The organism is Streptomyces agglomeratus (assembly GCF_001746415.1).
Lineage (GTDB): Bacteria > Actinomycetota > Actinomycetes > Streptomycetales > Streptomycetaceae > Streptomyces > Streptomyces agglomeratus.
The window spans coordinates 2,063,462-2,088,643 of record NZ_MEHJ01000001.1; the positions used below are offsets into that span (position 1 = coordinate 2,063,462).

A 25,182-nucleotide genomic window follows, 5' to 3' on the forward strand; every position below is an offset into this window, starting at 1 on the left:
GAAGGACGTGCAACCGAACGCCGTACCGAAGCACGACGGCAAGATCCTGCTCGTCGCCGACCAGGGACTGAAGTCCGGCGACGAGATGAGCGCCACGGACGTCGACCGGAAGGTCGACGACTTCTACACCGGGATCGGGGGTGAGCCGTTCTTCCGCGCGCTGACGGAGCAGTTCTACGCACTGGTCGCCGAGGACGACCTGCTGGCGCCGCTGTTCGCCGTACCCGACTGGCCCCTGCACGCGCGGCGGCTCACCGCGCACTTCGTCCAGCTCTACGGCGACAACGACCTGACGGCGGCCTGGGACCCACGGCTGCACCAGGCCCACAGCCACTTCCTCATCACCCGCGAGCACCGGCTTCGGTGGCTGGCGCTGATGACCGAGGCGGGCACCCGGCTGTCGGCACCCCAGCCGCAGTTCGGGGAGTTCCTGACCATCATGAAGGTCGCCAGCGGCGAGATGACGGCCGCTTCGCGCGGCGCCGCGCTGGCCCGTGGCGAGCGGTTCCACTGGGACGGTTCGCCCCGATGACCCACCGGCCGCTGAAGCACGTGGCGGTCGTCGGAGCCGGGGCGGCGGGGGCGTTCTTCACCCTCGAACTGTCCCGGCTCCGGCCGGACGTGACCATCGATCTGTACGACCGGAGCAGCCGCGGTCCCGGTGCCGGCATCGTCATGTCCACCGCCTTCACCGACCGGATCCAGGCCGCCTTTCCCCGGGCCTTCGCCGTCGCGCCGGCCGACATGGCCACCTGGGACCGGATCGTGACGCTGATCGGCGACGAAAGCATCTGGTCGGGCGCGTTCGGTACGTTCGGGCTGCGGCGGCGGGCGTTCCACTCCCACGTGCGGGAGCTGGCCGCCGCGTGCCCCCAGGTGCGTCTGATCCGGCGGACCGTCACCTCGCTGCCGTACGGCCACGGAGAGCCGGACGCAGCCGACGGGCGCGGCACGCCGGACGTCGTCGTACTCGCGGACGGAGCGGGCAGCCGGCTCCGCCGGGACAACGAGGAGCTGTTCGGTACCACCGTCAGCAGCGGGCGGACCCGGTTCCTGTGGCTGAGCGCGCCCGTCGCGCTGGAGCCGTCGTTCGTTCTCAAGGACCTGGGGCCCGGTCTGCTCATCGTGCACTCCTATCCGCACAGCGACAGTGAGAGCACGTTCATCGTGGAGGCTGATCCGGCCACCCTCTCCGCGCACCGGCTGGACGACAGGCCGCTCCCGGAGATCGAGAAGGACCTGGCTGGCATCTTCACCGACGAGTTGCGGGGGGCGCCGCTGCACGCGCAGACGGCGGGCTGGCAGTCGTTCCGTACGGTGGTCAACGCCCGCTGGCACGACGGGCGGACGGTGCTCCTGGGCGACGCGGCGCACACCGTGCACTTCTCCACCGGGTCGGGTACGTCACTGGCGATCGACGACGCGCTGTGCCTGGCGGGAGCCCTGGCCGGCGAAGCGTCGGTGCCGGACGCGCTCGACAGCTACGCGCGCACGCGGCAGCCGGTCGCCGGCGCGGCGCAGGCGGAGGCGCGGGAGAGCATGACGTGGTTCGAGGCGCTCAGCCGCCGGGAGCGGGTGGACGGTCACCGTACGGTGTTCGCCCTGCGCAGCCGCCGGGAGGCGAACACGTTCGAGCGGCTGCGGGACAGGGATCCCGAGTTCGTCGCGAAGGCGGTCGAACAGCTCGCCGGACGGCCCACCGACGCCGAACCGGTCGACGTTCCGCTCTCCGTCGGGGAGCTGACCGTCGTGGAACGCGTCGGCGGCCTGCCGCCCTCCGGCCCACTCGTCACGGCCGGGGCGCCGGCCGGGCAGCCCATGGGCGTGTCGCTCCGGACGGGAGCGGGTGAGGTGCTCTGCCCGATCACGGACGACGTCTCGGCCGTGGCCGCGCTGCGGGCGGCCGGGGCCCCGGCGGTGGGCCTGCTCGTACCGGACCCGGAACCGGGCGACCGGGCCGAGGACCACGGACCGCGCGACCCGGCAGCGCACCTGGGACCCGGTGACCAGGACCGCCGGGAGGAGCCGCTGCCCGGCGGCCGTGCGGCCGACTTCCTCGTCGTACCGTCCCGGCCGGGCGGAGGACGCGTCGCCCGGTCCGAACGGTCGGAGGAACTCGTCCGCACGGGACGGCTGCCGGTGCTGCTGCTCTGCCCGGAGGACCTGTCACGGGACGAGATCAACACCCTGGTGCTGGCCTCGCGGGCCGACCTGGTGCTCTGCGGCGCCGCCGGTGTCACCCCTGCCCCTGCCGCGCCCGGCGTCTCCCGCCCGAGCGACGAGAAGAGGTGAGCGCGATGGCGCCGGAGGCGACGGCGGTGTCAGAAGTAGTCGCGCATCAGATCGCGGGACCACTGGGGCTCCCGGACCTCGCCCCGCGGCGCGAAGTCGAGAAGGTAGGGCTTCACGTCCAGCACAGGGGTGGCGTCGAGCGCGTCAAGGCCCCGGACGGTGAGCGTCAGCCCGTCGACGGCCAGCAACTCGCAGACGCTGACCCCGAGATGGTTGGGCCGGTTCGGCGCGCGCTGAGCGAGGATGCCCACCTCGGGCCAGTCAGGATTGCCGCGCGGATGCTGCGCGCCACGGCAGGTCTTCGGGGCGAGGTGGAACGAGAAGATCACCTCGACATGCGAATAGCCCTCCAGCCCGACGGTCGCTGTGGGCTCGTAAACCTCCGGGTCGAGCTCGATCCGGGATTCGACATCCCCCCAGTCGTCGAGGCCGTTCAATCGTGGGCTGCGGACCACACCAACGGGCTCGATCGAATTCGGCACAGAATTTCCTGTCGACGCGGCGTCACGAGGAATTCCGATCATGCCGAGCCCCTGAAGCGACGTCAACCCACTATTGGTGCGGGAGTTTTCGAATGACCGGAACCGAACAGCGGACCGCGGCCCCCCGCCCGCCTCTCCGGTCGAGGCTGCTGCCCGAACCCGGGCCGGGCCGGCTGCTGGTGCTCTGCACCGCCGTCGCGAGCCTGGGCAACGGGCTGTACGTGACCGGCGGCGCCGTCTACTTCGTCCGCGTCGTGGGGCTGTCCCCCGCGCAGGTGGGCATCGGCCTGTCGGTGGCAGGCATGGTGGCCCTGGTGCTCGGCGTGCCGGTCGGCTATCTCGCGGACCGCTTCGGCCCCCGCGGTACGACCGCCGTACTCGCCCTGTGCAAGGCGGCGATGCTGATCTCGGCGGTCTTCGTACAGTCCTTCACCACCTATCTGCTGATGGCCGCCGCGCTCGGGACGGCGGAACAGACCGGCCACGTCGCCCGCGGCGCTCTGGTGTCCGGGGTGATGGGCCGCGAGGGGCGGGTGAAGCTGTCGGCGTACATGCGGTCGGTGTTCAACGGCGGTTTCGCACTGGCCTCGTTGGGGGCGGGCATCGTCATCGCGATCGACTCGCGCCCCGTGTACCTGTCCTTGTTCTGGGGAAACGCCGCGGCCATGGTGATCGTCTCCGGTCTCTACATGCGGCTGCCGCGCGTCCCCCGCAAGCTGCCGCAGTCACGGGCGAAGAAAGCGGCCTCGGCCGTCCGGGACGTGCCGTACATCCTGGTCGCCCAGGTCTCCGGGCTGGCCCGCATCGGTCCGACGGCACTGGCGCTGGGGGTGCCGCTGTGGCTGGTCACCCATACCGAGGCGCCGCGCGCCCTGGCGGCGTGGCTGATGCTGATCAACACGCTGATGGTCGTGTTCCTCCAGGTGTACGTCGCCCGGGACGCGGACACCGTGCCCGGCGCGAGCAGGCTCCAGCGCTGGACGTTCCTCGTCCTCGCGGCGGCCAGCGCGGTGGCGGGCTTCACCCAGGGGATGCCCGGCTGGGCCGCGGGCCTGGTCCTGGCCGCCGCCACGGTGCTCTTCACGCTGGGCGAGATCTGGGGCGAGGCGGCCCGCTGGGGGCTCCGCTACGAGCTGGCTCCCGAGCACGCCCAGGGACAGTACGGCGGTGTCTTCGCCACCGGGGACGCCCTGGCCGTGATCGCGGGCCCGCTGCTGGTGACCACGGTGCCGGACCGCCTCGGCACGCTCGGCTGGCTGTTGATGGCCGCGCTGTTCCTGGGCTCGCTCGCACTGAGCGGACCGGCCGTCCGCTGGGCGGTACGCACCCGTGTCACCGAATCAGAAGAGAGCAATCTGCAAGATGCCGAAACGGCCTGAGTGCCGCGAGTATGAGCGCCCGCCCCATCCGTGAATTCGACTCACGACAGAGGTCAGCGATGTCCAGCAATCTTCCGGCATTCAAGGAACTCATCTCCCAGGCAAAGCATTCCGCGATCCACCTGGAAACCCGCGACATGTACACCCCCAAGGGCCCGGTGTTCGTGGACTGGCAGGCCGGCAAGCCGATCGAGTTCGACCGGCACCAGGACTGGGTCGACCTGGTGCAGGAGACGGTGAACCGCGGCGTCGACTGGCGGCGGCTGCGCATCATCTCCGAGCCCGTCACGGACTTCATCCGCTACGAGTGGGAGACCACCACCATCGTGAACGTGCCGGCGGGCGAGAAGGTGCGCTGGCTGCCCCGCCGCAACGCCTCCGACCTGCTGCTGCCGGGCAACGACTTCTGGGTGTTCGACGGCAAGCTGGTCCGCTTCACCCACTTCGCCGGTGACGGCTCCTGGGGACCGCACGAGCTGACCGAGGACCCTGCCTTGGCGAAGATGTGCTCCGAGTCCTTCGAGGCCGCGTGGGAGCGCGGCATCGACCACCAGGACTACGAGCCGGAGTGGACCCCGGCGAACACCAACCATGGCTGACCCGTACGCCCCCATGCCGGACGACTGGGAGCGCGCGCTCGCCGTCGTCGCGCACCCGGACGACCTGGAGTACGGTCCCGCGTGCGCGGTCGCCGCCTGGACGGCGGCCGGCCGCGAGGTCACGTACCTGATGGTGACGCGGGGTCAGGCCGGCATGGACACCATGGAACCGGCGGAGGCCGCGCAGGTGCGGGAGCGGGAGGAGTGGGAGGCGGCCGCCGTCGTGGGCGTCAAGAAGGTCGAGTTCCTCGACCACCCCGACGGCGTCGTCGAGTACGGCCTGCCCCTGCGCCGCGACATCACCGCCGCGATCCGCAGGCACCGCCCGGAGATCCTGATCACGCTGAACTTCCACGAGCGGTGGCGGGGCGGCGACTGGAACTCACCGGACCACCGCCACGTCGGCCGCGCCCTGCTGGACGCGGCGGGCGACGCCGGCAACCGCTGGATCTTCCCGGAGCTCGCGGCCGAGGGCCTGCAACCGTGGAAGGGCGTCCGCTACGTCGCGGTCGGCGGCTCCCCCTTCGCCGCCCACGCCGTGGACGTCACCGGCACGCTGGACCAGGGAGTCGCGGCGCTGGAGGCCCACCGGTCGTACCTGGACTACCTGGGCCCGGACCACCCGATGGCGGACGCCCGCGGCTTCCTGGAACGAAAGGTCCGCACGTTCGGCGAGCGGTTCGGCGGAAAGCCGGCGATCGCCTTCGAACTCATCGGAGTCTGAACCATTACGGCCTCCGCCACCACTCGTGCTCGACGGCCTGCGACCGGGTGACGTCCCACAACCGGGGCGAAGACCGGGCGCACCCGTCGAGCACGACGCTTCCGCGCCAGTCGTGGCCGATGTGCGGCTGTCCGTCCGAACCGTTGCGTCTAGTACGGCGGGACCCGGGGCACGGCCGCGAGAGCGGCGGCCACCGTACGGACCGAGGCGTTCTCGAACATCCGCGCCAGGGGCAGCTCGTGGCCGAACTCCTCGGACAGCCGCTGCCGGATGGCGATGAGCTGCACAGAGTCGGCTCCGAGGCCGAAAAGGTTCTCCGTGACGCTGACGCGGTCACACCCGAGCGTCTCGGCGACGATCGCCGCGATCCGTGCCTCCGTATCGGATCGCGGCTCGACCGCCTCGACGCCGGTCTCGGGTGCGCCGGCCAGTTCCTCCAGCCGGCGACGGTCCACTTTGCCCTGGTCGGTCAGCGGCAGCTCGTCGATCACCCGGATCCTGCTCGGCACCATATGCGCGGGCAGCACGTTCATCGCGAGCGCGCGTACCTGACCGACCAGCTGGGCCGGTCCGTCCGGTCCGGCCGCACGGGCCGCCCGGGGCGAGGGGGCGCCGGCGTCCATGGCCTCGCCCGGTTCCGCAAGCCCCATTCCGCCGAGCAGGCTGTGCAGCAGCACTTCGTCCTCGCCGAGGGCGAAGAGCGTCCTTAACGGCTCCTCGTCCCGCAGCAGTCCGATCTGGCACAGCCCGAGCGGGCCCTCGGTGGCCGACTCGGCCAGCAGCTGACTCATCGCGCCCGCCTCGATGAGGCAGAAGTCGTGGGCGCGCCGCCCGTACATCGGCTCGACCTCGGCCATCGGGCCGACCAGGAGCAGGTGGAACGCGGCCGAGGAGAAGGCGTCCTGGTTCATCGAGAGGTGTACGGACGCCGGCATCTCGACACCACTGCGTACGGTGCACAACCGGTGCGCCAGCGGGTCGTAGTAGTAGGAGCCGCCCGGCAGCCCGCCAACTCGCCCGGGGTGGACGTAGACGTAGGTCCGCACCGGGTACAGCGATCCGGCCGAACCGTACCGGTACTTCGGGACCGGGCGGTGTGCGGCGCCGACGGCCCGCAGGCAGTTGAGCAGCCGGGCGAGTTCGGCCAACGGAACCTCGGCCTCCGCGAACCCCCGATGGCTGCGCCGCCGGTTCCACCGGCGGCCGGTCCGCTCCGGGTCGAGGAAGTCGGGCAGTCCGACCGCCTGCGAGGTCAGGTCGGCACGCCGGCCACGCTGGGCCGCGGTGACGGCCGCGCGGTGGGCGGAATCCGTGATCACGGCGCCGAGCAGGCTCTCGTACTCGGCGCCGTCGCCATCGGCTTCCGGGGCCGGGGCCGGCCGTCGCGCACGGTCCGGTACGACGAACGTCGTGAGGTACGGGTGGTGGCGGGTCCCGGTGGCAGTGGTGACCGCCCTCGCGACCGCCGGGTGCTGGGCGAGCGCGGCGTCGATCTCGCCGAGCTCGATGCGGAAGCCACCGATCTTGACCTGGCCGTCCGTCCGTCCCAGGAACTCGATCATGCCGTCCGGCCGCCACCGGCCCAGATCCCCGGTGCGATACAGCCGCTCTCCGGACACCGGGTGGGTGATGAACCGCTCCGCGGTGCGCACCGGGTCACCCCAGTACCCCTCGGCCAGCCCCAGGCCGCCGATGTACAGCTCGCCCACCACCCAGACCGGGCAGGGGTCCAACCGGTCATCGAGGACGTGGAAGCTCTGATTCGTCAGTGGCCGGCCGTACGGGATGGAGTCCCATTCGGGGTCGACCTCGCCGATTTCGTAAGAGATGGACCAGATGGCGGCCTCGGTGGCCCCGCCCAGCGAGATCAGCCGGCACGCGGGCGACCACTCGCGCCAGCGGTCGGGCAGGCCGACGGGGATCCAGTCGCCGGACCACAACGCCACCCGGATGCCGGCCAACGCGGCGCCCTGCCGCCCACCGGCACCGTGTCCGTCACCGGTGCCGTCTCCGGCACGGGCCCCGGCACCGGCACCGGCACCGGCACCCAAGTGAGAGACGACCATTTCCGCGACCGCGGGCACGCTGTTCCACACCGTCACCCCGTGCTCGGCCACCAACTCCAGCCAGTGTTCCGGATCTCGCTGCGAACCGGGCCGCGGCAACACCAGCCGGCCGCCCGCCCCCAGCACCCCGAACACATCGAACACGCTCAGGTCGAAACTCAGCGACGACAGACCCAGCACCGCGTCGTCGGCCCCGATCCCGAACCGGTCGCAGACGTCCGTACAGGTGCCCAGCGCCGCCTGATGCGAGACCGTCACGCCCTTGGGCGCACCGGTGGAGCCGGAGGTGTAGAGCACGTAAGCCACGTCCGTGGGCTTCGCCGGCGATTCGGCGAGCCGTCGGGCCCGGTCCCGGCAGTCCTCCACGGCCACGACCCGAACCGTGTCGGGCCACTGCTGGTGGTCGTCGCCGGCGCGGACGAGGACCACCGAACAGCCCGCGGCCGCGAGCAGTTCGGCACGCCGACGCGGAGGCAGATCCACATCCACCGGCAGATAGGCCCGGCCGGCCAGATGGACGCCCAGCGCAGCCACCACTTGCTCCGCCGACTTCGACATCCCCACCGCGATCAAGGCGCCCGGGTCGGCGTCCGGGCCCAGGAGGGTTTCCGCGACCCCGGACGCCCACCACCCCAGTTCCCCGTACCGCAGCAAGCCGCCGTCGGCCGTCACCACCGCCACCCGGTCCGGTTCGCGCGCTGCCCAGCCCATCACCCCGTCGGCCAACGACGCCGACGGCACCGCGCCGTCCGTCGCGTCCACCCGGGCCACGAACTCGTCCGGGCCGGCACCGCACACGTCCACGCCGCCCGACCACGCCTCGGCGTCGACCAGGCTGTCGAGCAAGCGGCAGTAGGCGTCGAACATCTCGTCCCGCACGCCGGGCAGGAACGCGTCGACCGGCGAGTCCCAGTTGAACTCCAGCGCCCCGGCGTTCTCGTACACCTGGTGGTCCAGCAGGACCTGAGGGGTCTGCGAAATGCTCAGCGTGGTCTCACCGAGCCAGCTCTGGCCCAACGTCCCGGTGTCCCCGCCGTGCTGGTCCCAGCCCTGGTCGCGGGCGCTGGCGAACACCACCGGGCAGTGCGGGACACCCGTGGCCGGGCGCGCCTTGGCCAGCTCGCGCTGCACCGCCACCCCGTCGAACGCGCGGTGTTCCAGGTCGCGCCACAGCTGCCGGTGCAGCCGGTCGGCCAGTTCGGCGATGCCGGGGCGGCCGCGGAGGTCCACTTCGAGCAGGACCACGCTGGTGAAGTCGCCGATCAGGGCGTCGACGTCCGGATGCACCCGGCGTCGGCTGAACAGCGGCAGGTTCAGCAGGAACCGGTCGGTCGTGGACCAGCGCCCGAGCACCGTGGCGAAGGCCGCGAGCAACACCGACGTCGGGGTGAGTTCGTGCTGGAGCGCCAGTTGTCTGATGCGTGACCAGGACCGGGCCGGCAGCCTGTAAGCCCTTCTGTCCCACCGTGCGGGCGCGGTCGCGCCGCGCCGCCACGGCAGTTGCGGCCCCTCGGGGAGTTCGGGCACCCGTCGCAGCCAGTAGTCGCGGGCGGCGGCGTATTCCGGGTCTTCCGGATCGACGGCGTGGGCGTTGACGCAGTCGCGAAAGGTGGTCCGCAGCGGTGGCAGCCGCTCGCCGGCGTAGAGCCTCCGCCAGTCGTCGAAGAACAGCCTGATGCTGGCCACGTCGGCTATCAGCAGGTCCATGCTGATGGCCAGACGGATACGGTCGCCCGGCAGGATCAGCGCCCGCACTTCCCACATCGGCCACTGACCGATCGGCCTGATCTCGTGGGACAGTTCCTCCCGTACGGCGGCGGCGGTCCGCGGCCCGGACTCCGTGGAGCAGTCGGTGACCGAGAACGGGACCGGTGTGGCGTCCGATTCCGGGAGCACCCGCTGGGTGCCGTCCTCCGCCACCACCGCGCGCAACATGTCGTGCCGGGAGACCAGTGCGGTCAGCGCCGTCTCCAACCGGCGCAGATCCAGGTCGCCCGCCTCGATCTCCAGGTACAGGTGGGTCGCGACATCGCCCCGTTCCTCGCCGGCGCACCTGCCGGCGAGGTATGCCTGCTGGAGACCGGTCAGCCGAAAGGGCTCGAGCCGGTGCTCCGGGGCGGCGTGGAACGGCTCGGACGGCTCGGACGTCACCGCCGCCGCCGACGCGTGGCGACCGTCGAGCCGGTGGACCATGAGCTCGGTGAGTTGATCCACGGTCGAGCGCAAGAAGGTGGCCAGCGGAAGATCCACCTGAACGTCCCGTTCCAGCACGGCACGCAGTTCCATGGCGCGTATCGATTCGAGCCCCAGAGCGACCAGCGGCACGGCGGTGGGAACGTCGTCGGTGGGAACGCCGAGCAGATCGCCGAGACGCCGCCGCAGGTCAGCGGATATCACACCGGCCCGCAGGGACGGGTCCAGGGCCGCGAGCAGACCGGGCAGGACGGCACTTTCGCCGCTGGACCGGCCGTTCACCGGTCGAAGCGGTGCCGACGCGGACGGCGGGCCGGCACGGAGTGGTTCGAGCAGCGTTTCGAGCTCGCCCGCGAGATAGCGGCGTCGGCACTCGCCGCGTTGGATCTTGCCGCTGATCGTCTTGGGGATCTGGTCGGGCGGCACCAACAGCAGGTGGTACACGTCCACCTCGTGCGCCGCGGTCACCGCGGAGCGGATACGCCGGGCCAGCTCCGGCAACGGGACGGGGAGCGCGTCCGCGTCCGGCACGGACTGGACAAGCACCAGCTCCTCGCCGGCATCGCGGTTCACGGAGAACGCCGCCGCCGGCGCTCCGCGCAGCGCGGGATGCACCCGCTCACTGTCCGACTCGATGTCGTGGGGGTAGAGATTGCGCCCCCGCACGATGATCATCTCCTTGCGTCGGCCGCACAGCACCAGCTCACCGTTGTGCAGGAAGGCCATGTCGCCGGAACGGAGGTAAGGGCCCTCGCCGTCGTGCAGCCGCGCGCCGAACGTCTCCTCGGTCAGTTCCGCGCGCTTCCAGTAGCCCTGGCACACCACGGGGCCGCGGATCCACACTTCGCCGACCTCGTGCTCGCCGAGCCGCCGCCTGCTCTCCGGGTCCACCACGATCACTTCGGAGTACGGACCCGGCTGGCCGACCCCGACCAGGCGCAGCCTGCGTTCGCCCTCGGCGGCGCCTCCGTCCGGGGCCACGTCCGGGACCGCCTCCGGCTCGCCCAGTACCACCGCTCTGCCCCGTTCCAGCTCGGCCGCGTCCACGTCCAGCACCAGCGGCCTGCCCCGGCGCTGCCCGGTCAGCACCATGGCCTCGGTCATGCCGAAGCCGGGGCACATGGCGGCCGTCCGGAAGCCGTGCGGCTGGTACGCCTCGATGAACCGGGCCATGGTGTGCGCCTGGACGCGCTCGGCGGTGTTGAGCGTGGTGCGCCAGCCGGACAGATCGAGCCCCGTGCGCTCCCGCTCGCTGATCTGATCGGCGCAGAGGCCGAAGGCGAAGTTCGGCGCGCAGGACAGCACGGGCCCCGGCGTGTCGGAGATGGCGCGCAACCAGCGCAGCGGGTGTCCTACGAAGTCCTCCGGCACCAGGAACACCGCCTGGCCGCCGAGGTACTGCGACAGCATGAGGTGCACGACGATTCCGAGCGCGTGGTAGGGCGATATCCAGCTGACCACGTTGCTGCCGGGCGGGAGTTGGAAGATCGCCGCCGCCTGCGGCAGCTGGTGCACCAGGTTGTCGTGGCTGATCATCACGCCCTTCGGTCCTCCGGTGGCCCCGGAGGTGTATTGCAGCAAGGCCAGATCGCCCCGGTCGGTGGCGGGGACCGCGAGATGCCCGCTCGCCGCGGGTTCCACGTCGTCCACCGCGATCCACGGCACGTCGCCGAACCGGTGGCGGAGCTCGCCGAGCCGGTCCCGGACCTCACGGGTCGTCACCACCGCCGAGACCTGCGCGTCGGAGGCGATCCGGACCGCCCGCTCGGTGCGCGGATCGCTCTCGTCGCTCACGGGTGGCGGGCAGGTCACGGCGATCGCGCCGGCGTAGAGCGTGCCGAACAGACCGACGATGAAGTCCAGGCCCGGCGGCGCGAGTATCAGCACGCGGTGTCGCGCGAGCTCGTGCGCGGCCAGCGCGGCGGCCAGCGCGCAGCACCGGGTGTCCAGCTCGGCACGGCTGAGCGAGACGCGCAGCCCGTGCTCGGGGCCGCCGGCCGGGAACGTCAGGTGGGTGAAGGCGACCGCGTCCGGATCGCGAACCGCGTTGGCCCGCAACATGTCGACGACGGTGCCGCTGTGGACCGCAGCGGTGACATCGGTCACTGGACGCTCCTGTCGATGGTCGGCCCAGCGTCCGCCGGACGCGGCCACAGTGGTCCGTGCCAGAAGGCGAGCCAGGGGTCGGAGTGGCTTCACCGTGCCAGTCGGCCGTAGTCCCCTGTCCGCCGAGGAAAGATCTTGGCAAGACATCAGCCCGCGCGCGGTACAGCGCGGCGACGATGCGGGTGAGGAGGGTCCGGGGCAAGACCGCCGACCGGTCCCGGCGACGAGGGAAGTGATCATGATCGATGGCTTCGTCCCGTGGCCCGACGGACTCGCCCAGGAGTACCGCCGGGACGGCTACTGGCTCGGTCGCCCGCTCGGCGATCTCTTCCAGGAGTCCTGCGCGCGGCACGCCGATCGCGTGGCCGTCGTCTGCGGTGAACGCGAACTGACCTACGCCGAGCTGGGGGACAGCGCGCAACGGCTGGCGTACGGGCTGCTGGAGCTGGGCGTCAGGCCGTCGGACCGGGTCGTGGTGCAGATGCCGAACATCCCGGAGTTCGTCGTGCTGATCCTGGCGCTGCTGCGCGTCGGCGCCATTCCCGTCCTGGCCCTGCCCGGGTACCGGCGCGTCGAGATGGCGCATGTCGGCGCGCACAGCGGCGCCGTCGCGTACGCGGTCAAGGACGAGTTCGGCGGTTTCGACTTCCGGCGGCTCGCCCGTGAGGTCTCCTTCGCCGGGCATGTGCTCGTCAGCGGCGACGCCCAGGAATTCGTCGCTCTCGACGCGCTCGCGGGTGCCCCGCGGGAGCTGCCGTCGGTCAATCCGTCCGATCCGGCATTGTTCCTGCTGTCCAGCGGGACGACGGGGCTGCCCAAGCTGATCCCACGCACCCATGACGAACTCGCTTACCTGATGCGGGCCACCGCCCGGGCGATGGGGGCGGGATCGGACCTGGTCTACCTCGCGGTGAATCCGGTGTCGCACACGGCGGCCCTCGCCTGTCCGGGGGTGCTGGGGAGCCTGCTGCTCGGCGGCAAGGCCGTGCTCACGTCGAGTGTGCGGCCCGACGAGGTGTTTCCGCTGATCGAGCGGGAGAAGGTCACCGTCACCTCGCTCGTGCCCGCGGTGCTGCGGCTGTGGGCCGACTCCGGCCGGCAGCACCACGACCTCTCCCGGCTGGTGCTCCAGATCGGCAGCGCCCCGCTCGACTCCGCCCTGGCGACACGGGCACGCAAAGTACTGGCGTGCGGGCTGACCCGGTGGTTCGGCACCACCGAGGGGTTCCTCGCCCACACCAGGCTGGACGACCCGGAGGAAGTGATCGAGAACACCGAGGGCCGGCCGCTCTCCGAGGCCGACGAGATGCTGGTGGTGGGACCGTCCGGAGAGCCACTGCCCGACGGGGAGGCCGGCGAGCTGCTTGTGCGCGGTCCGTACACCATCCGCGGGTACTACCGGGCGCCGGAACAGAACGCGCGATCATTCACGCCCGACGGGTTCTACCGCACCGGCGACCTGGCCTGCCGGCGTCCTGACGGAAACCTCGTGATCCTCGGAAGGATCAAGGACGTCATCAACCGGGCGGGCGAGAAGGTCTCCCCGGAGGAAGTGGAGCGGCATCTGTGCGCGCATCCCGCGGTGCGGGACGCGGCCGTGGTCGGCGTCCCGGACCGCACCTTGGGTGAGCGGACATACGCCTTCCTCCTGCTGCGGACCGACGTCACGTCAGCCGCCGTCAAGACCCACCTGCGCGAGCGCGGCCTCGCCACGTACAAGATCCCTGACCGGATCGTCACGCTGGCCGACCTGCCGCGGACCGCGATGGGCAAGACCGACAAGGAAGCGCTGCGCGCCCGGGCGCGCAGCTCGTGAGGCGTGCCGACACCCGTCGAACGTCGACAGACCCGGAAGGGGTGGACGTGTTCGTCCCCGCAACCTACCGTCAGCCGGATCAGAGCTGGACCATCGACATGATCAGGTCGAACCCGCTGGCGCTGCTGGTCACCGCCGACCCCCTGGGGCCGGGCGTGCACGCCACTCACGTACCGGTCATCCTCGACCCGGCGGCGGGCGATCCGACAGCCGGCGATCCGGCGGAGATCGTCCTGCTCGGCCACATGAACCGCGCGAACCCGCATTGGGCGGCGGTGGACGCGGGCGAGGCGCTGGTGGTGTTCACCGGGCCGGATTCGTACGTCTCCCCCACGGTCTACCAGACCACGCCCGCAGCGCCGACCTGGGACTTCACCTCCGTGCACGTGCGCGGCCCGGTGCAGCTACTCGACGAGGGCGAGCCCACGCTGGCCGTCGTGCAGGCGACCGTGCGGGCCTACGAGGCCGAGTTCGGCACGGGCTGGGACATGTCCGAGTCGGTGGGCTACTTCCGCAAGATCCTGCCCGCGGTCGGGGCCTTCCGCATCCACGGCCGACGCACGGAGGCGATGTTCAAGCTCAGCCAGGAGCAGCCACCCGAGGTCAGGGAACGCGTACGGGAGTCCTTCGGCGGCGACCCGACCGGCCGCCGCGGGGAGGTCGCCGACCTGATGTGCCGCTGGCAGCGGGAACCGGGGCCGGCCGCGCGGTGACGGACTCCTCAGCGCCGCGCTCGTTTCGCCGCCGCGACCGAGTCGGCGATCTCGCCGCTGCGGATCGCGATGTTCGACAGCAGCGACGCACTGAGGCCGTGTGTGTGCTCAGTGCCGCCTTGCAGGTAGACGCCGCAGGCCGACTCCGAGGCGGTGACCAGCCGGTGGTCGCGGCGGACGCGGTACCTGCCCTCCTCGTCGCGGGCGAGGCACCCGTCCATCCCGCCGAGCAGCTTCGCAGGATCCATGGGGTCGTAGCCGGTGGCGCAGATCAGGACGTCCAGGTCGAGTTCGTAGGAGCTGTCCGACAGCATCGAGTAAACGGTGACGCGGGTGTCGTCCGCCATCCGCTTCGCGCTTTCCACCCTCGCCATCGTGTGGAAGTGCAGGCGGTCGCGGCCGGACGTCTCCTCGTCGTAGGCGCGCTGGTACAGATCCCGGATGACGCCGTCGTCGACCACCGAGTAGTTCGTGTTCTTGTGGTACTGCCAGATGGCCGACTTGGTCTGCGCCGGTGCGGAGTAGAAGTCGTCCATCCCCTGCGGGTCGAACACCCGGTTGGCGAACGGCGTGCTGTCCGCCACGGAGTACCCGTACGACGGCACGAACGCGAAGATCTCCGCATCGGGCAGGTGGTCGTAGAGGTAGCGCACGAGCTCCGCCGCGCTCTGCCCGGCACCGGCCACACCGACGCGGCGCAGCGGTCCGCGCACCGCACGGTAGTTGTCCAGGAATCGCGAGCTGTGCCAGACGTACTGGTCCTCCGCGATGCCGGGCGGCATCTTCGGCACCAGCCCGGTCGAGATGACGACGTTGCGCGCCTCTGTCGAGTCGGTACCGTTCGCCCCCTCCATCAGCACCCGCATGCTGTCGCCGTTCCCGGTCGGTTCGATGCCGGTCACGGTCACCCCTCGCCGCACCTGGTCGGCGAGACCGGCTTCGGCCCAGTCGAGATAGGCGTGGAAATCACGGCGGGTGGTGAAGAAGTCCCGGTTGTTGACGAACTGCGCCAGCCGTCCGGTGTCATGCAGGTACGCCACGAAGCTGAACCGGGAGACCGGATTGCGGAATGTCGCGAGGTCCTTGAGGAACGCGACCTGCATCTTCGCGCCCGGCAACAGCATTCCGCCATGCCAGCTCATCGACGGCGCCCGGTCGAGGAAAAGGGACGTCAGATCATCGGCGTGCTCGGTCAGCGCGACGGCGAGCGACAGGTTGGCCGGCCCGAAACCGACGCCGACGACGTCATACACCACGTTCTCTGGCACCCGTCCTCCTCGTTACCGAATTCCTGCGGGGGAGCCTACGCACCCGGCCCGTTAGTGGAACGCGGGCGGAAAGAAGCAGGAAAGAGTGATCCTGTGAGCGGCCGGTATGTGGTGAACTCCGGCTATGGGGACGCGAATCCCGTACCGCCGCTCGGCATCTCGCCCGAAACCCTGTTGCGACCACCCACCGAGCGTCGACGAAAAGAGGCGGCTGGCCTCGGCGTCCTCAGCCGGCACGTGCTGTCGTGCTGTCGTGCTGTCGTGCTGTCGTGCTGTCGTGCTGTCGTGCTGTCTGATGCTCCATGAGCACACATCGAGGTGAATGGAAATGCCGTCGCTAGCCCTCTCGGCCGCGCAGGAACGGATGTGGTTCGCTCACGCCATATCGCCCGACGTGCCGAACAACGGTCTGGCTTTGTGGCAGATCGACGGCGAGGTGTCCCGCACGGAGCTCATCTCCGCGATTCGCAGGACGGTGGCGGAAGCGCGCACGCTGTTGGTCAACTTCCGCGAAGAGGACGACGGCCTCCGGCAGGTGTTCCGGGAACTCGGCGACTGGCAGCCCTTCTCGATCGACGTCTCCGGGCACGCCGATCCGCACACCGCTGCGGGCGAGATCGTCTCGGACCTGGTGGGACGACCGTTCGACTTCGGGTCGGACCTCCTGCTGCGCGCGGGTGTGATCGTCCTCGCCGACGACCGGCTGCACCTGGTGGTGGTGTGCCCGCACCTGATCTCCGACGGCTTCGGGATCTTGAACCTCCTGGCCGGGCGGATCGCCGACATGTACACGGCACTGCGCAAGGACCTGCCGATCCCGCCGAGTACCTTCGCCTCACCCGAAGCTTTCCACCGGGCCGATCGGCGGTATCGCGACTCGGCCCGCGCCGCGGCCGATGCGGCGTTCTGGCGCGATTACACAGCGGACGCCGGCGAAGTCGTCCGGCTGCCGAAAGGCGTCTCGAAGACCGACGTCGCCGAACTGGAACCGCCCCGGCTCTCGACGGCCGCGCGGCTCGGGATGTGCGAATTCGAAGCATGCGTTCCGGCCGCGGAATACGCGAAATGGCAGGAGGTCGCGGCGTCCCTGGGCGTCGCCATGACATCGCTGACCACCGCCGCGGTCGCGGTGTTCTTCCGGCGGATGTGCCGGCAGTCCGAACCACTGTTCTCGCTCAGCGTGAACAACCGGTTCGGCGAGACGAGGGCGACTCCGGGGATGGTCCAGAACGTCCTTCCGATACGGATCGCGTTCCGGCCCGGCATCTCGCTGGCGGAGCTGGCCGAGGTGGTCACGACCGAAACCCGGAGTATCTACCGACACTCGTCGCTACAGATATCCAGCATCCGGCGTGACGCCGGCTCGAGCCACGAACCGCGCAGTCCGTTCGGCGCGATTCTCAACCTCATCCCGTTCCTTGAGCCGGTCGACTTCGACGGCAGCCCAGCACGCCTGTCCGGCAGCTCGTTCGGTGTCACCGACGAGCTGATGATCTCCGTCTATGTCGACGGCACCAGTGCCACGGGCGACCTGTGTGTCCGGTTCGACGCCCCGGAAGCGCTCTACGACCGGGACGACCTCGCGGCGCTGTGTTCCCGGCTGATCGAATGCCTGCGGTCGGTGATGGCAGACCCGCACGCGCCGGTGGACGTGGCACAGACCCTGAGCCCGGCGGAACTGTCCTGGCTGGCCGCGCGTGAGGACACGACGGCACCGGTCCCTGACGCCACCCTCGTGTCGTTGTTCGCAGAGCAGGCCGGCGCGACGCCCGATGCGACGGCGCTGGTGTGCGACGGCGTCACCGTCTCGTACGCGGAACTGGACCGGCGCTCAAGCGGCCTCGCGCAGGCGCTGGCCGCAAAGGGTGCGGGCGAGGAGCGGTTCGTGGCCGTGGCGCTGCCACGGTCGATCGACCTCGTGGTCTCGGTGCTGGCGGTGCTGAAGACGGGGGCAGCGTACGTACCCGTAGACCCGGGCTATCCGGCGGACCGGATCGCCCTCATGCTCGACGACGCCGACCCGGTCCTGGTGATCACACGCCCGGACGTCGACCTGCCCGCGACCGGGCACCCCCGGATTTCGCCCGACGAACGCGGCGGAGGGGTCGCGGTCCCGCCCCGGCACGGCGACCAGCCCGCGTATCTCATCTACACCTCGGGGTCGACCGGGACTCCCAAAGGCGTAGTCGTTCCGCACGCGAACGTGACGCGCCTGTTCGCCGCCACCGAATCGTGTTTCCACTTCGGTCCGGATGACGTCTGGACGTTGTTCCACTCGCCCTCCTTCGACTTCTCCGTCTGGGAGATCTGGGGCCCGCTGCTGCACGGCGGGCGGCTCGTCGTCGTGTCCCGACAGACCAGCCGCTCCCCCCGGGAATTCCGGCGGCTGCTGGCCGCCGAAGGCGTCACCGTGCTCAACCAGACACCGTCGGCGTTCCAGCAACTGGCCGAGGCGGACGCGGATTTCCCGGACGATCTCGCGCTGCGGTTCGTGATCTTCGGTGGGGAGGCGCTCGATCCGCGGACGCTCAGCGGGTGGTACGAACGCCACGGCGACCGGTCACCGCTGCTGGTGAACATGTACGGGATCACCGAGACGACCGTGCACGTCACCTACCGGCCTCTCGACACGACCACGGTCGGCAGCGTGATCGGCACTCCGGTCCCGAACATGCACGCGCGCGTGCTGGACTCCGGTTTGCGTCTGGTTCCGGTCGGTGTGGTCGGTGAGTTGTACGTGTCCGGGGTGCAGTTGGCACGTGGCTATCTCGGGTGTCCCGGATTGACGGCCGGCCGGTTCGTCGCGGATCCCTTTGGTGGGGCCGGTTCGCGGATGTACCGGACCGGGGATCTGGTCCGGTGGACACGCGATGGCGAGTTGGTATTCGTGGGCCGGGCGGACGACCAGGTGAAGATCCGGGGATTCCGGGTCGAGCCCGGCGAAGTCGAAGCCGTCCTGGGCTCCCACCCCGAGGTGTCGCGGGCCGTGGTGGTGGCTCGTGAGGGTGTCGGCGGTAAGCAACTGGTGGCATACGCCGCCGGGATCGGCGGTGGGCTGCCCGACCGGGAGCGGTTACGGGAGTTCCTGGCCTCCCAGCTGCCGGAGTTCATGGTGCCGGCGGCAGTGATGGTCCTTGACGCGTTGCCGCTGACGGTGAACGGCAAGCTGGACCGGCGGGCACTGCCCGAGCCGGAATTCTCCGGCGACACCTACCGCGCACCCCGCAACCTGCACGAAGAGATCCTGGCCGGACTGTTCGCCGAGGTCCTCGACCTCGACCAGGTCGGCATCGACGACGGCTTCTTCACCCTGGGCGGCCACTCACTGCTGGCCACCAGGCTGACCTCACGCATCAGGTCGGTCCTCGGCATCGAAGTCCCGATCCGCGCAGTGTTCGAAAACCCGACAGTAGCCGGCCTGACACCATGGCTGGCTCACAACCGGCCGGTGCAAATTCCGGTCGTGGCAGGGCCTCGCCCGAAACAACTGCCGTTGTCATTTGCTCAGCGTCGGCTGTGGTTCCTGCACCGCTTCGAGGGCCCCTCAGCGACATACAACGTGCCCATGCGGCTCCGGCTCCAGACTCAACCCGACACAGACGCGCTGGTCTCCGCGATCGGTGACGTCGTACGGCGGCACGAAAGCCTGCGCACCGTATTCACCGAAATCGACGGCACACCCATTCAGCGCGTATTGCCCGCCGAAACGGTCGACATCCCCGTCGAAGTCCAGCACGCCACGACAGCAACAGACTTGGAAACACTGGTCGCCAGTCGCCCGATACGAATTCGACCTGCAAACTCAGATCCCGATACGCGCCCGGATCATCAACACCGACGACCACCAATGCACCCTGATACTGGTCGTCCACCACATCGCCGCCGACGGATGGTCACTCGTCCCGCTGATGCGGGACCTCTCCGACGCCTACGCCGCACGCTGCGACGGAAACGAACCCAACTGGCAACCACTCACCGTCCAATACGCCGACTACACACTCTGGCAACGCGAAATCCTCGGCACCGAAAACGGCCCCGACTCCGTCCTCTCACACCAATTCGACTACTGGCGCAACGAACTGGCCAACCTCCCCGAACAAACCCCACTCCCCTTCGACCGACCCCGACCCCCCACCGCCACCTACCACGGCGACATACAACCCCTCCACATCGAACCCGACACCCGCAACGCCATCGAACACCTCGCCCACCAACACGGCGTCACCCCCGCAATGATCACCCAAGCCGCACTCGCCATCCTCCTCAACAAACTCGGAGCCGGCAACGACATCCCCATCGGCTCCCCCATCGCCGGCCGCACCGACGACGCCCTCAACAACCTCATCGGATTCTTCGTCAACACCTGGGTCCTACGCGTCAACCTCCAAAACACCGACACCTTCACCGACATCCTCAACCAAGTCCGCGAAAAAGCACTCGCCGCCTACGCCAACCAAGACGCACCCTTCGAACAACTCGTAGAACTCCTCAACCCCACCCGCACCACCGCCCACCACCCCCTCTTCCAAACCTCCCTCGCCTTCCAAAACAACAGCCTCCCCCACCTCACCCTGGGCAACATCAACACCACCTTCGAACCCACCTCAACCGGCACCTCACGATTCGACCTCCTCTTCAACATCGTCGAACCACCAGACGACGAAAACGGCAACACCGGCTACAAAGGAATAGTCGAATACGCCACCGACCTCTTCGACCGCGAAACCATCGAACAGCTCATCACCCGCTATCTCAACCTGCTGAAAACAGCCGTCACCCACCCCGACACCCCCCTCCAAACCATCGACGTACTCCTCCCCCACGAACGCCACCAACTCCTCGAAACCTGGAACGACACAGCAATGACCGCCGCGTCGACCGCCGCGTCGACGACGGTCTACCAGGTGATCGAGGAGCAGATACGGCGGAGTCCAGACGCGACCGCTGTGGTCTTCGGGGAGGCCGAGCTGACCTACCGGCAACTTGAGGCGTGGGCCGGCGACATCGCTGCCGCCCTCTCCGCCGCGGGTGTGGGGCCGGACGCCGTGGTGGCGGTAGCACTGCCTCGTTCGCCGGATCTGGTCGCGACACTGCTGGGGCTCTTGAAGGCCGGTGGTGTCTATCTGCCCATGGATCCCGTCTATCCGGCGGACCGGCTGGAATCTATGCTCGACGACTCGGCCCCGGTGGTCGTCGTCACCGACAGGGCCACAGTCGAGTCCGTCGCCGGGACGGGTGTGCGGTGCCTTCTTATCGAAGAGATCACTACGGCGCGAGCGAACCCCCGACCAGCACTGCGCCCGGATCATCTCGCCTACTTGATCTATACCTCCGGCTCCACCGGCGTCCCCAAGGGCGTCGCCATGACGTCCGGCGCTCTGGCGAACCTGTTGCGCTGGCACATCGGCGTTGCCGAAGGTGGCATGGGTTCACGGGTCGCCCAGTTCACCGCGTTGGGCTTCGACGTCTCGGTCCAGGAGATCCTGTCCAGCCTGGCAACAGGCAAGTCGCTGATCATTCCGGACGACGAGACCCGGGCTGATCCGCGCGCCCTCGCGGCATGGCTGCGTCAAGAACGGATCAACGAACTGTTCGCACCGACACCGGTGATCAAAGCGGTGTGCGAAGCAGCCCTGGAAGACGGGTTCGACCTGCCTGACCTGCGTGAGGTGTGCCAGGCGGGCGAAGCGCTCACCCTGGACGCCCGCCTCGGAAGGTTCTTCCTCGATTCCGGGACCCGGCTGCGGAACAACTACGGCCCGGCCGAAACACACGTCGTCACCAGCCACTCTTTAGACGACCGGGATACCGAATGGCCGACCGTCGTTCCCATCGGCAGCCCGATCTCGAACACCCGCATGCATGTGCTGGACTCCGGTTTGGGTCTGGTTCCGGTCGGTGTGGTGGGTGAGTTGTACGTGTCCGGGGTGCAGTTGGCACGTGGCTATCTCGGGTGTCCCGGATTGACGGCCGGCCGGTTCGTCGCGGATCCCTTTGGTGGGGCCGGTTCGCGGATGTACCGGACCGGGGATCTGGTCCGGTGGACACGCGATGGCGAGTTGGTCTTCGTGGGCCGGGCGGACGACCAGGTGAAGATCCGGGGATTCCGGGTCGAGCCCGGCGAAGTCGAAGCCGTCCTGGGCTCCCACCCCGACGTGTCACGGGCCGTGGTGGTCGCCCGTGACGGTGCTGGCGGTAAGCAACTGGTGGCATACGCCGCCGGGATCGGCGGTGGGCTGCCCGACCGGGAGCGGTTACGGGAGTTCCTGGCCTCCCAGCTGCCGGAGTTCATGGTGCCGGCGGCAGTGATGGTCCTTGACGCGTTGCCGCTGACGGTGAACGGCAAGCTGGACCGGCGGGCACTGCCCGAGCCGGAATTCTCCGGCGACACCTACCGCGCACCCCGCAACCTGCACGAAGAGATCCTGGCCGGACTGTTCGCCGAGGTCCTCGACCTCGACCAGGTCGGCATCGACGACGGCTTCTTCACCCTGGGCGGCCACTCACTGCTGGCCACCAGGCTGACCTCACGCACCAGGTCGGTCCTCGGCATCGAAGTCCCGATCCGCGCAGTGTTCGAAAACCCGACAGTAGCCGGTCTCGCGCCGCAACTGACCAAAGTGCGACCGGTGCAGATACCGGTGACAGCCGGGCCTCGCCCGGAACAACTGCCCTTGTCATTCGCACAGCGCCGGCTGTGGTTCCTCCACCGCTTCGAGGGCCCCTCAGCGACTTACAACGTCCCGATGCGGCTTCGGCTCCAGACACAACCCGACACAGACGCGCTGGTGTCCGCGATCGGTGATGTCGTGCGGCGGCACGAAAGCCTGCGCACGATCTTCACTGAAATCGACGGCACACCCATTCAGCGTGTATTGCCCGCCGAAACGGTCGATATGCCCGTCGAGGTCCAGCACGCCACCACACCAGCACAGCTGGAAACACTGGTCGACCAAGTCGCCCGATACGAATTCGACCTGCACACACAAATACCGATACGCGCCCGAATCATCAACACCCCCGATGGGTGCACCCTGATAATGGTCGTCCATCACATCGCCGCCGACGGATGGTCACTCGTCCCGCTGATGCGGGACCTCTCCGACGCCTACGCCGCACGCTGCGACGGAAACGAACCCAACTGGCAACCACTCACCGTCCAATACGCCGACTACACACTCTGGCAACGCGAAATCCTCGGCACCGAAAACGACCCCGACTCCGTCCTCTCACACCAATTCGACTACTGGCGCAACGAACTGGCCAACCTCCCCGAACAAACCCCACTCCCCTTCGACCGACCCCGACCCCCCACCGCCACCTACCACGGCGACATACAACCCCTCCACATCGAACCCGACACCCGCAACGCCATCGAACACCTCGCCCACCAACACGGCGTCACCCCCGCAATGATCACCCAAGCCGCACTCGCCATCCTCCTCAACAAACTCGGAGCCGGCAACGACATCCCCATCGGCTCCCCCATCGCCGGCCGCACCGACGACGCCCTCAACAACCTCATCGGATTCTTCGTCAACACCTGGGTCCTACGCGTCAACCTCCAAAACACCGACACCTTCACCGACATCCTCAACCAAGTCCGCGAAAAAGCACTCGCCGCCTACGCCAACCAAGACGCACCCTTCGAACAACTCGTAGAACTCCTCAACCCCACCCGCACCACCGCCCACCACCCCCTCTTCCAAACCTCCCTCGCCTTCCAAAACAACAGCCTCCCCCACCTCACCCTGGGCAACATCAACACCATCTTCGAACCCACCTCAACCGGGACCTCACGATTCGACCTCCTCTTCAACATCGTCGAACCACCACGCGACAGCGCGGACCGGCCGGGATACGCCGGACATGTCGAGTACGCCACCGACCTGTTCGACCGGGAGACCATCGAGCAGCTGATCACCCGGTTCAAAACAGTTCTGCGCACGGTGGTCGCCACCCCGGACACACCCCTCCGCGCCATCGACGTACTCCTCCCCGACGAGCGCCACCAACTCCTCGAAAGCTGGGGCCGCACTTCGACAGCCGCGACGGTCACCACCGTTCCACGGCTGATCGAGAAGCGGACGGCACAGATGCCGGACGCGATCGCGGTCACTTCCGCTGCCGGCCAACTGACCTACCGGGAGCTCGACGAACGCGCCGACCAGATCGCGCACGCGCTGCTCGCGCACGGCGTACACCGCGAATCAGTGGTCGCGGTCGCACTCCCCCGCTCGCCGGAACTGATCGCCGCCATCCTCGGAATCCTGAAAGCCGGCGCCACCTACCTGCCCATCGATCCCGCCTATCCGGCGGACCGACTGGAGTTCGTGCTGAGCGACGCGGCACCGGCGGTCGTCGTCACCGACAGCGCCACGGCCGGATCCGTCGTCGGCAACGGTCTACGTCATCTCCTTGTTGACAAGGTCACCGCGGCCGGTGCGCACCCGTGTCCCGCACTGCTGCCGGACAATCTCGCCTATCTCATGTACACCTCCGGCTCCTCCGGCGTACCGAAGGGCGTCGGGATCACCCACGCGAGCGTCACGCTCTGCGCGCGGGAACTGGCCACCCGGTTCGCCATGAAGCCTGGTGGAATCACCCTGGCGAGCACGTCGGTCAGTTTCGACGTGTCAGTTTTTGAGATTGTCGCGACGTTGGCCTCCGGCGGCACCATCGACATGGTTCAAGACGTGCTGGAGCTCGGCAGGCGCGACACGTGGGCCGGAAGCGTTGTCAGCACGGTCCCGTCGGCGTTCGCCGAGCTGCTGGACGACCTGCCGGAAGCCGTCACCATCGACACCGCGGTACTCGCCGGCGAGGCACTTCCCGCAGAGTTGGTCCGTCGCCTCCGCCAGGCGCTACCGGAAACCCGGATCTTCAACGCCTACGGACAAACGGAATCCTTCTACGCAACGACATCCCGGCCGCTGTCCACCATGGAAGAGCGGAGCAACGCTCCGATCGGCACCCCGCTCGGAGGCGTCCACGTCTACGTCCTGGACACCGATCTCCATCTCGTCCCACGAGGAGTAGCCGGCGAGCTCTACGTCGCGGGGCCGAACATCGGCCGCGGCTACCACGCTCTGCCCGGTCTCACCGCACCACGGTTTGTCGCGGATCCGTTTGGTGGGGCCGGTTCGCGGATGTACCGGACCGGGGATCTGGTCCGGTGGACACGCGATGGCGAGTTGGTATTCGTGGGCCGGGCGGACGACCAGGTGAAGATCCGGGGATTCCGGGTCGAGCCCGGCGAAGTCGAAGCCGTCCTGGGCTCCCACCCCGAGGTGTCGCGGGCCGTGGTGGTGGCTCGTGAGGGTGTCGGCGGTAAGCAACTGGTGGCATACGCCGCCGGGATCGGCGGTGGGCTGCCCGACCGGGAGCGGTTACGGGAGTTCCTGGCCTCCCAGCTGCCGGAGTTCATGGTGCCGGCGGCAGTGATGGTCCTTGACGCGTTGCCGCTGACGGTGAACGGCAAGCTGGACCGGCGGGCACTGCCCGAGCCGGAATTCTCCGGCGACACCTACCGCGCACCCCGCAA

At 69.2% G+C, this 25,182-nt stretch carries 10 protein-coding genes and 2 pseudogenes; 9 read left to right on the top strand and 3 right to left on the bottom strand.

What is annotated here, in order from left to right; all coding sequences use genetic code 11:
- The first annotated feature begins 7 nt into the window (after positions 1-7).
- Entirely contained in the window at positions 8-532 is a 525-nt protein-coding gene (locus AS594_RS08715) for a truncated hemoglobin (RefSeq protein WP_069926431.1), read from the top strand.
- Positions 529-2,292, top strand: coding sequence for an FAD-dependent monooxygenase (locus AS594_RS08720; RefSeq protein WP_069926432.1), 1,764 nt, complete (start codon positions 529-531; stop codon positions 2,290-2,292). The genes AS594_RS08715 and AS594_RS08720 overlap by 4 nt, the downstream gene beginning before the upstream one ends.
- Positions 2,293-2,321: 29 nt before the next feature.
- Here AS594_RS08720 and AS594_RS08725 read toward each other — a convergent pair whose 3' ends face one another.
- A complete protein-coding gene (locus AS594_RS08725; RefSeq protein WP_240508969.1) occupies positions 2,322-2,774 on the bottom strand; it encodes an SAM-dependent methyltransferase in 453 nt (150 codons plus the stop codon).
- Positions 2,775-2,866: 92 nt separating this feature from the next.
- Between AS594_RS08725 and AS594_RS08730 the strand changes: the two genes are divergently transcribed.
- The 3 genes from AS594_RS08730 to AS594_RS08740 are packed head-to-tail and all read left to right on the top strand — an operon-like array spanning position 2,867 to position 5,476.
- Positions 2,867-4,153 (top strand): MFS transporter, encoded by a 1,287-nt coding sequence (locus AS594_RS08730; RefSeq protein WP_069926434.1) that lies wholly within the window; start codon positions 2,867-2,869, stop codon positions 4,151-4,153.
- A 59-nt stretch (positions 4,154-4,212) separates the two neighbouring features.
- Positions 4,213-4,752 (top strand): DUF6879 family protein, encoded by a 540-nt coding sequence (locus tag AS594_RS08735; RefSeq protein WP_069933196.1) that lies wholly within the window; start codon positions 4,213-4,215, stop codon positions 4,750-4,752.
- The gene (locus AS594_RS08740) at positions 4,745-5,476 is read left to right on the top strand and encodes a PIG-L deacetylase family protein (RefSeq protein ID WP_069926436.1); all 732 of its coding nucleotides are present in this window, start codon (positions 4,745-4,747) and stop codon (positions 5,474-5,476) included. The genes AS594_RS08735 and AS594_RS08740 overlap by 8 nt, the downstream gene beginning before the upstream one ends.
- A gap of 149 nt (positions 5,477-5,625) precedes the next feature.
- Here the strand turns inward: AS594_RS08740 and AS594_RS08745 are convergent, their stop codons facing one another.
- Positions 5,626-11,841, bottom strand: a complete 6,216-nt coding sequence (locus AS594_RS08745) for a non-ribosomal peptide synthetase (protein ID WP_069935059.1) — start codon at positions 11,839-11,841, stop codon at positions 5,626-5,628.
- A 238-nt stretch (positions 11,842-12,079) separates the two neighbouring features.
- Between AS594_RS08745 and AS594_RS08750 the strand changes: the two genes are divergently transcribed.
- On the top strand, positions 12,080-13,657 hold the full coding sequence (locus AS594_RS08750) for a (2,3-dihydroxybenzoyl)adenylate synthase (RefSeq protein ID WP_069930370.1): 1,578 nt from the start codon (positions 12,080-12,082) through the stop codon (positions 13,655-13,657).
- A gap of 47 nt (positions 13,658-13,704) precedes the next feature.
- Positions 13,705-14,370, top strand: coding sequence for an FMN-binding negative transcriptional regulator (locus tag AS594_RS08755; RefSeq protein ID WP_069930371.1), 666 nt, complete (start codon positions 13,705-13,707; stop codon positions 14,368-14,370).
- An 8-nt stretch (positions 14,371-14,378) separates the two neighbouring features.
- Here AS594_RS08755 and AS594_RS08760 read toward each other — a convergent pair whose 3' ends face one another.
- Positions 14,379-15,638, bottom strand: a complete 1,260-nt coding sequence (locus AS594_RS08760; RefSeq protein ID WP_069926438.1) for a lysine N(6)-hydroxylase/L-ornithine N(5)-oxygenase family protein — start codon at positions 15,636-15,638, stop codon at positions 14,379-14,381.
- A 328-nt stretch (positions 15,639-15,966) separates the two neighbouring features.
- Between AS594_RS08760 and AS594_RS48370 the strand changes: the two are divergent.
- Together AS594_RS48370 and AS594_RS47540 are read left to right on the top strand one after the other, a co-directional pair.
- Positions 15,967-17,304 (top strand): annotated as a pseudogene (locus AS594_RS48370) (condensation domain-containing protein); the annotation flags it as partial.
- 106 nt (positions 17,305-17,410) lie between these two features.
- A pseudogene (locus tag AS594_RS47540) lies at positions 17,411-25,108 on the top strand (amino acid adenylation domain-containing protein); the annotation flags it as partial.
- Positions 25,109-25,182 lie beyond the last annotated feature (74 nt).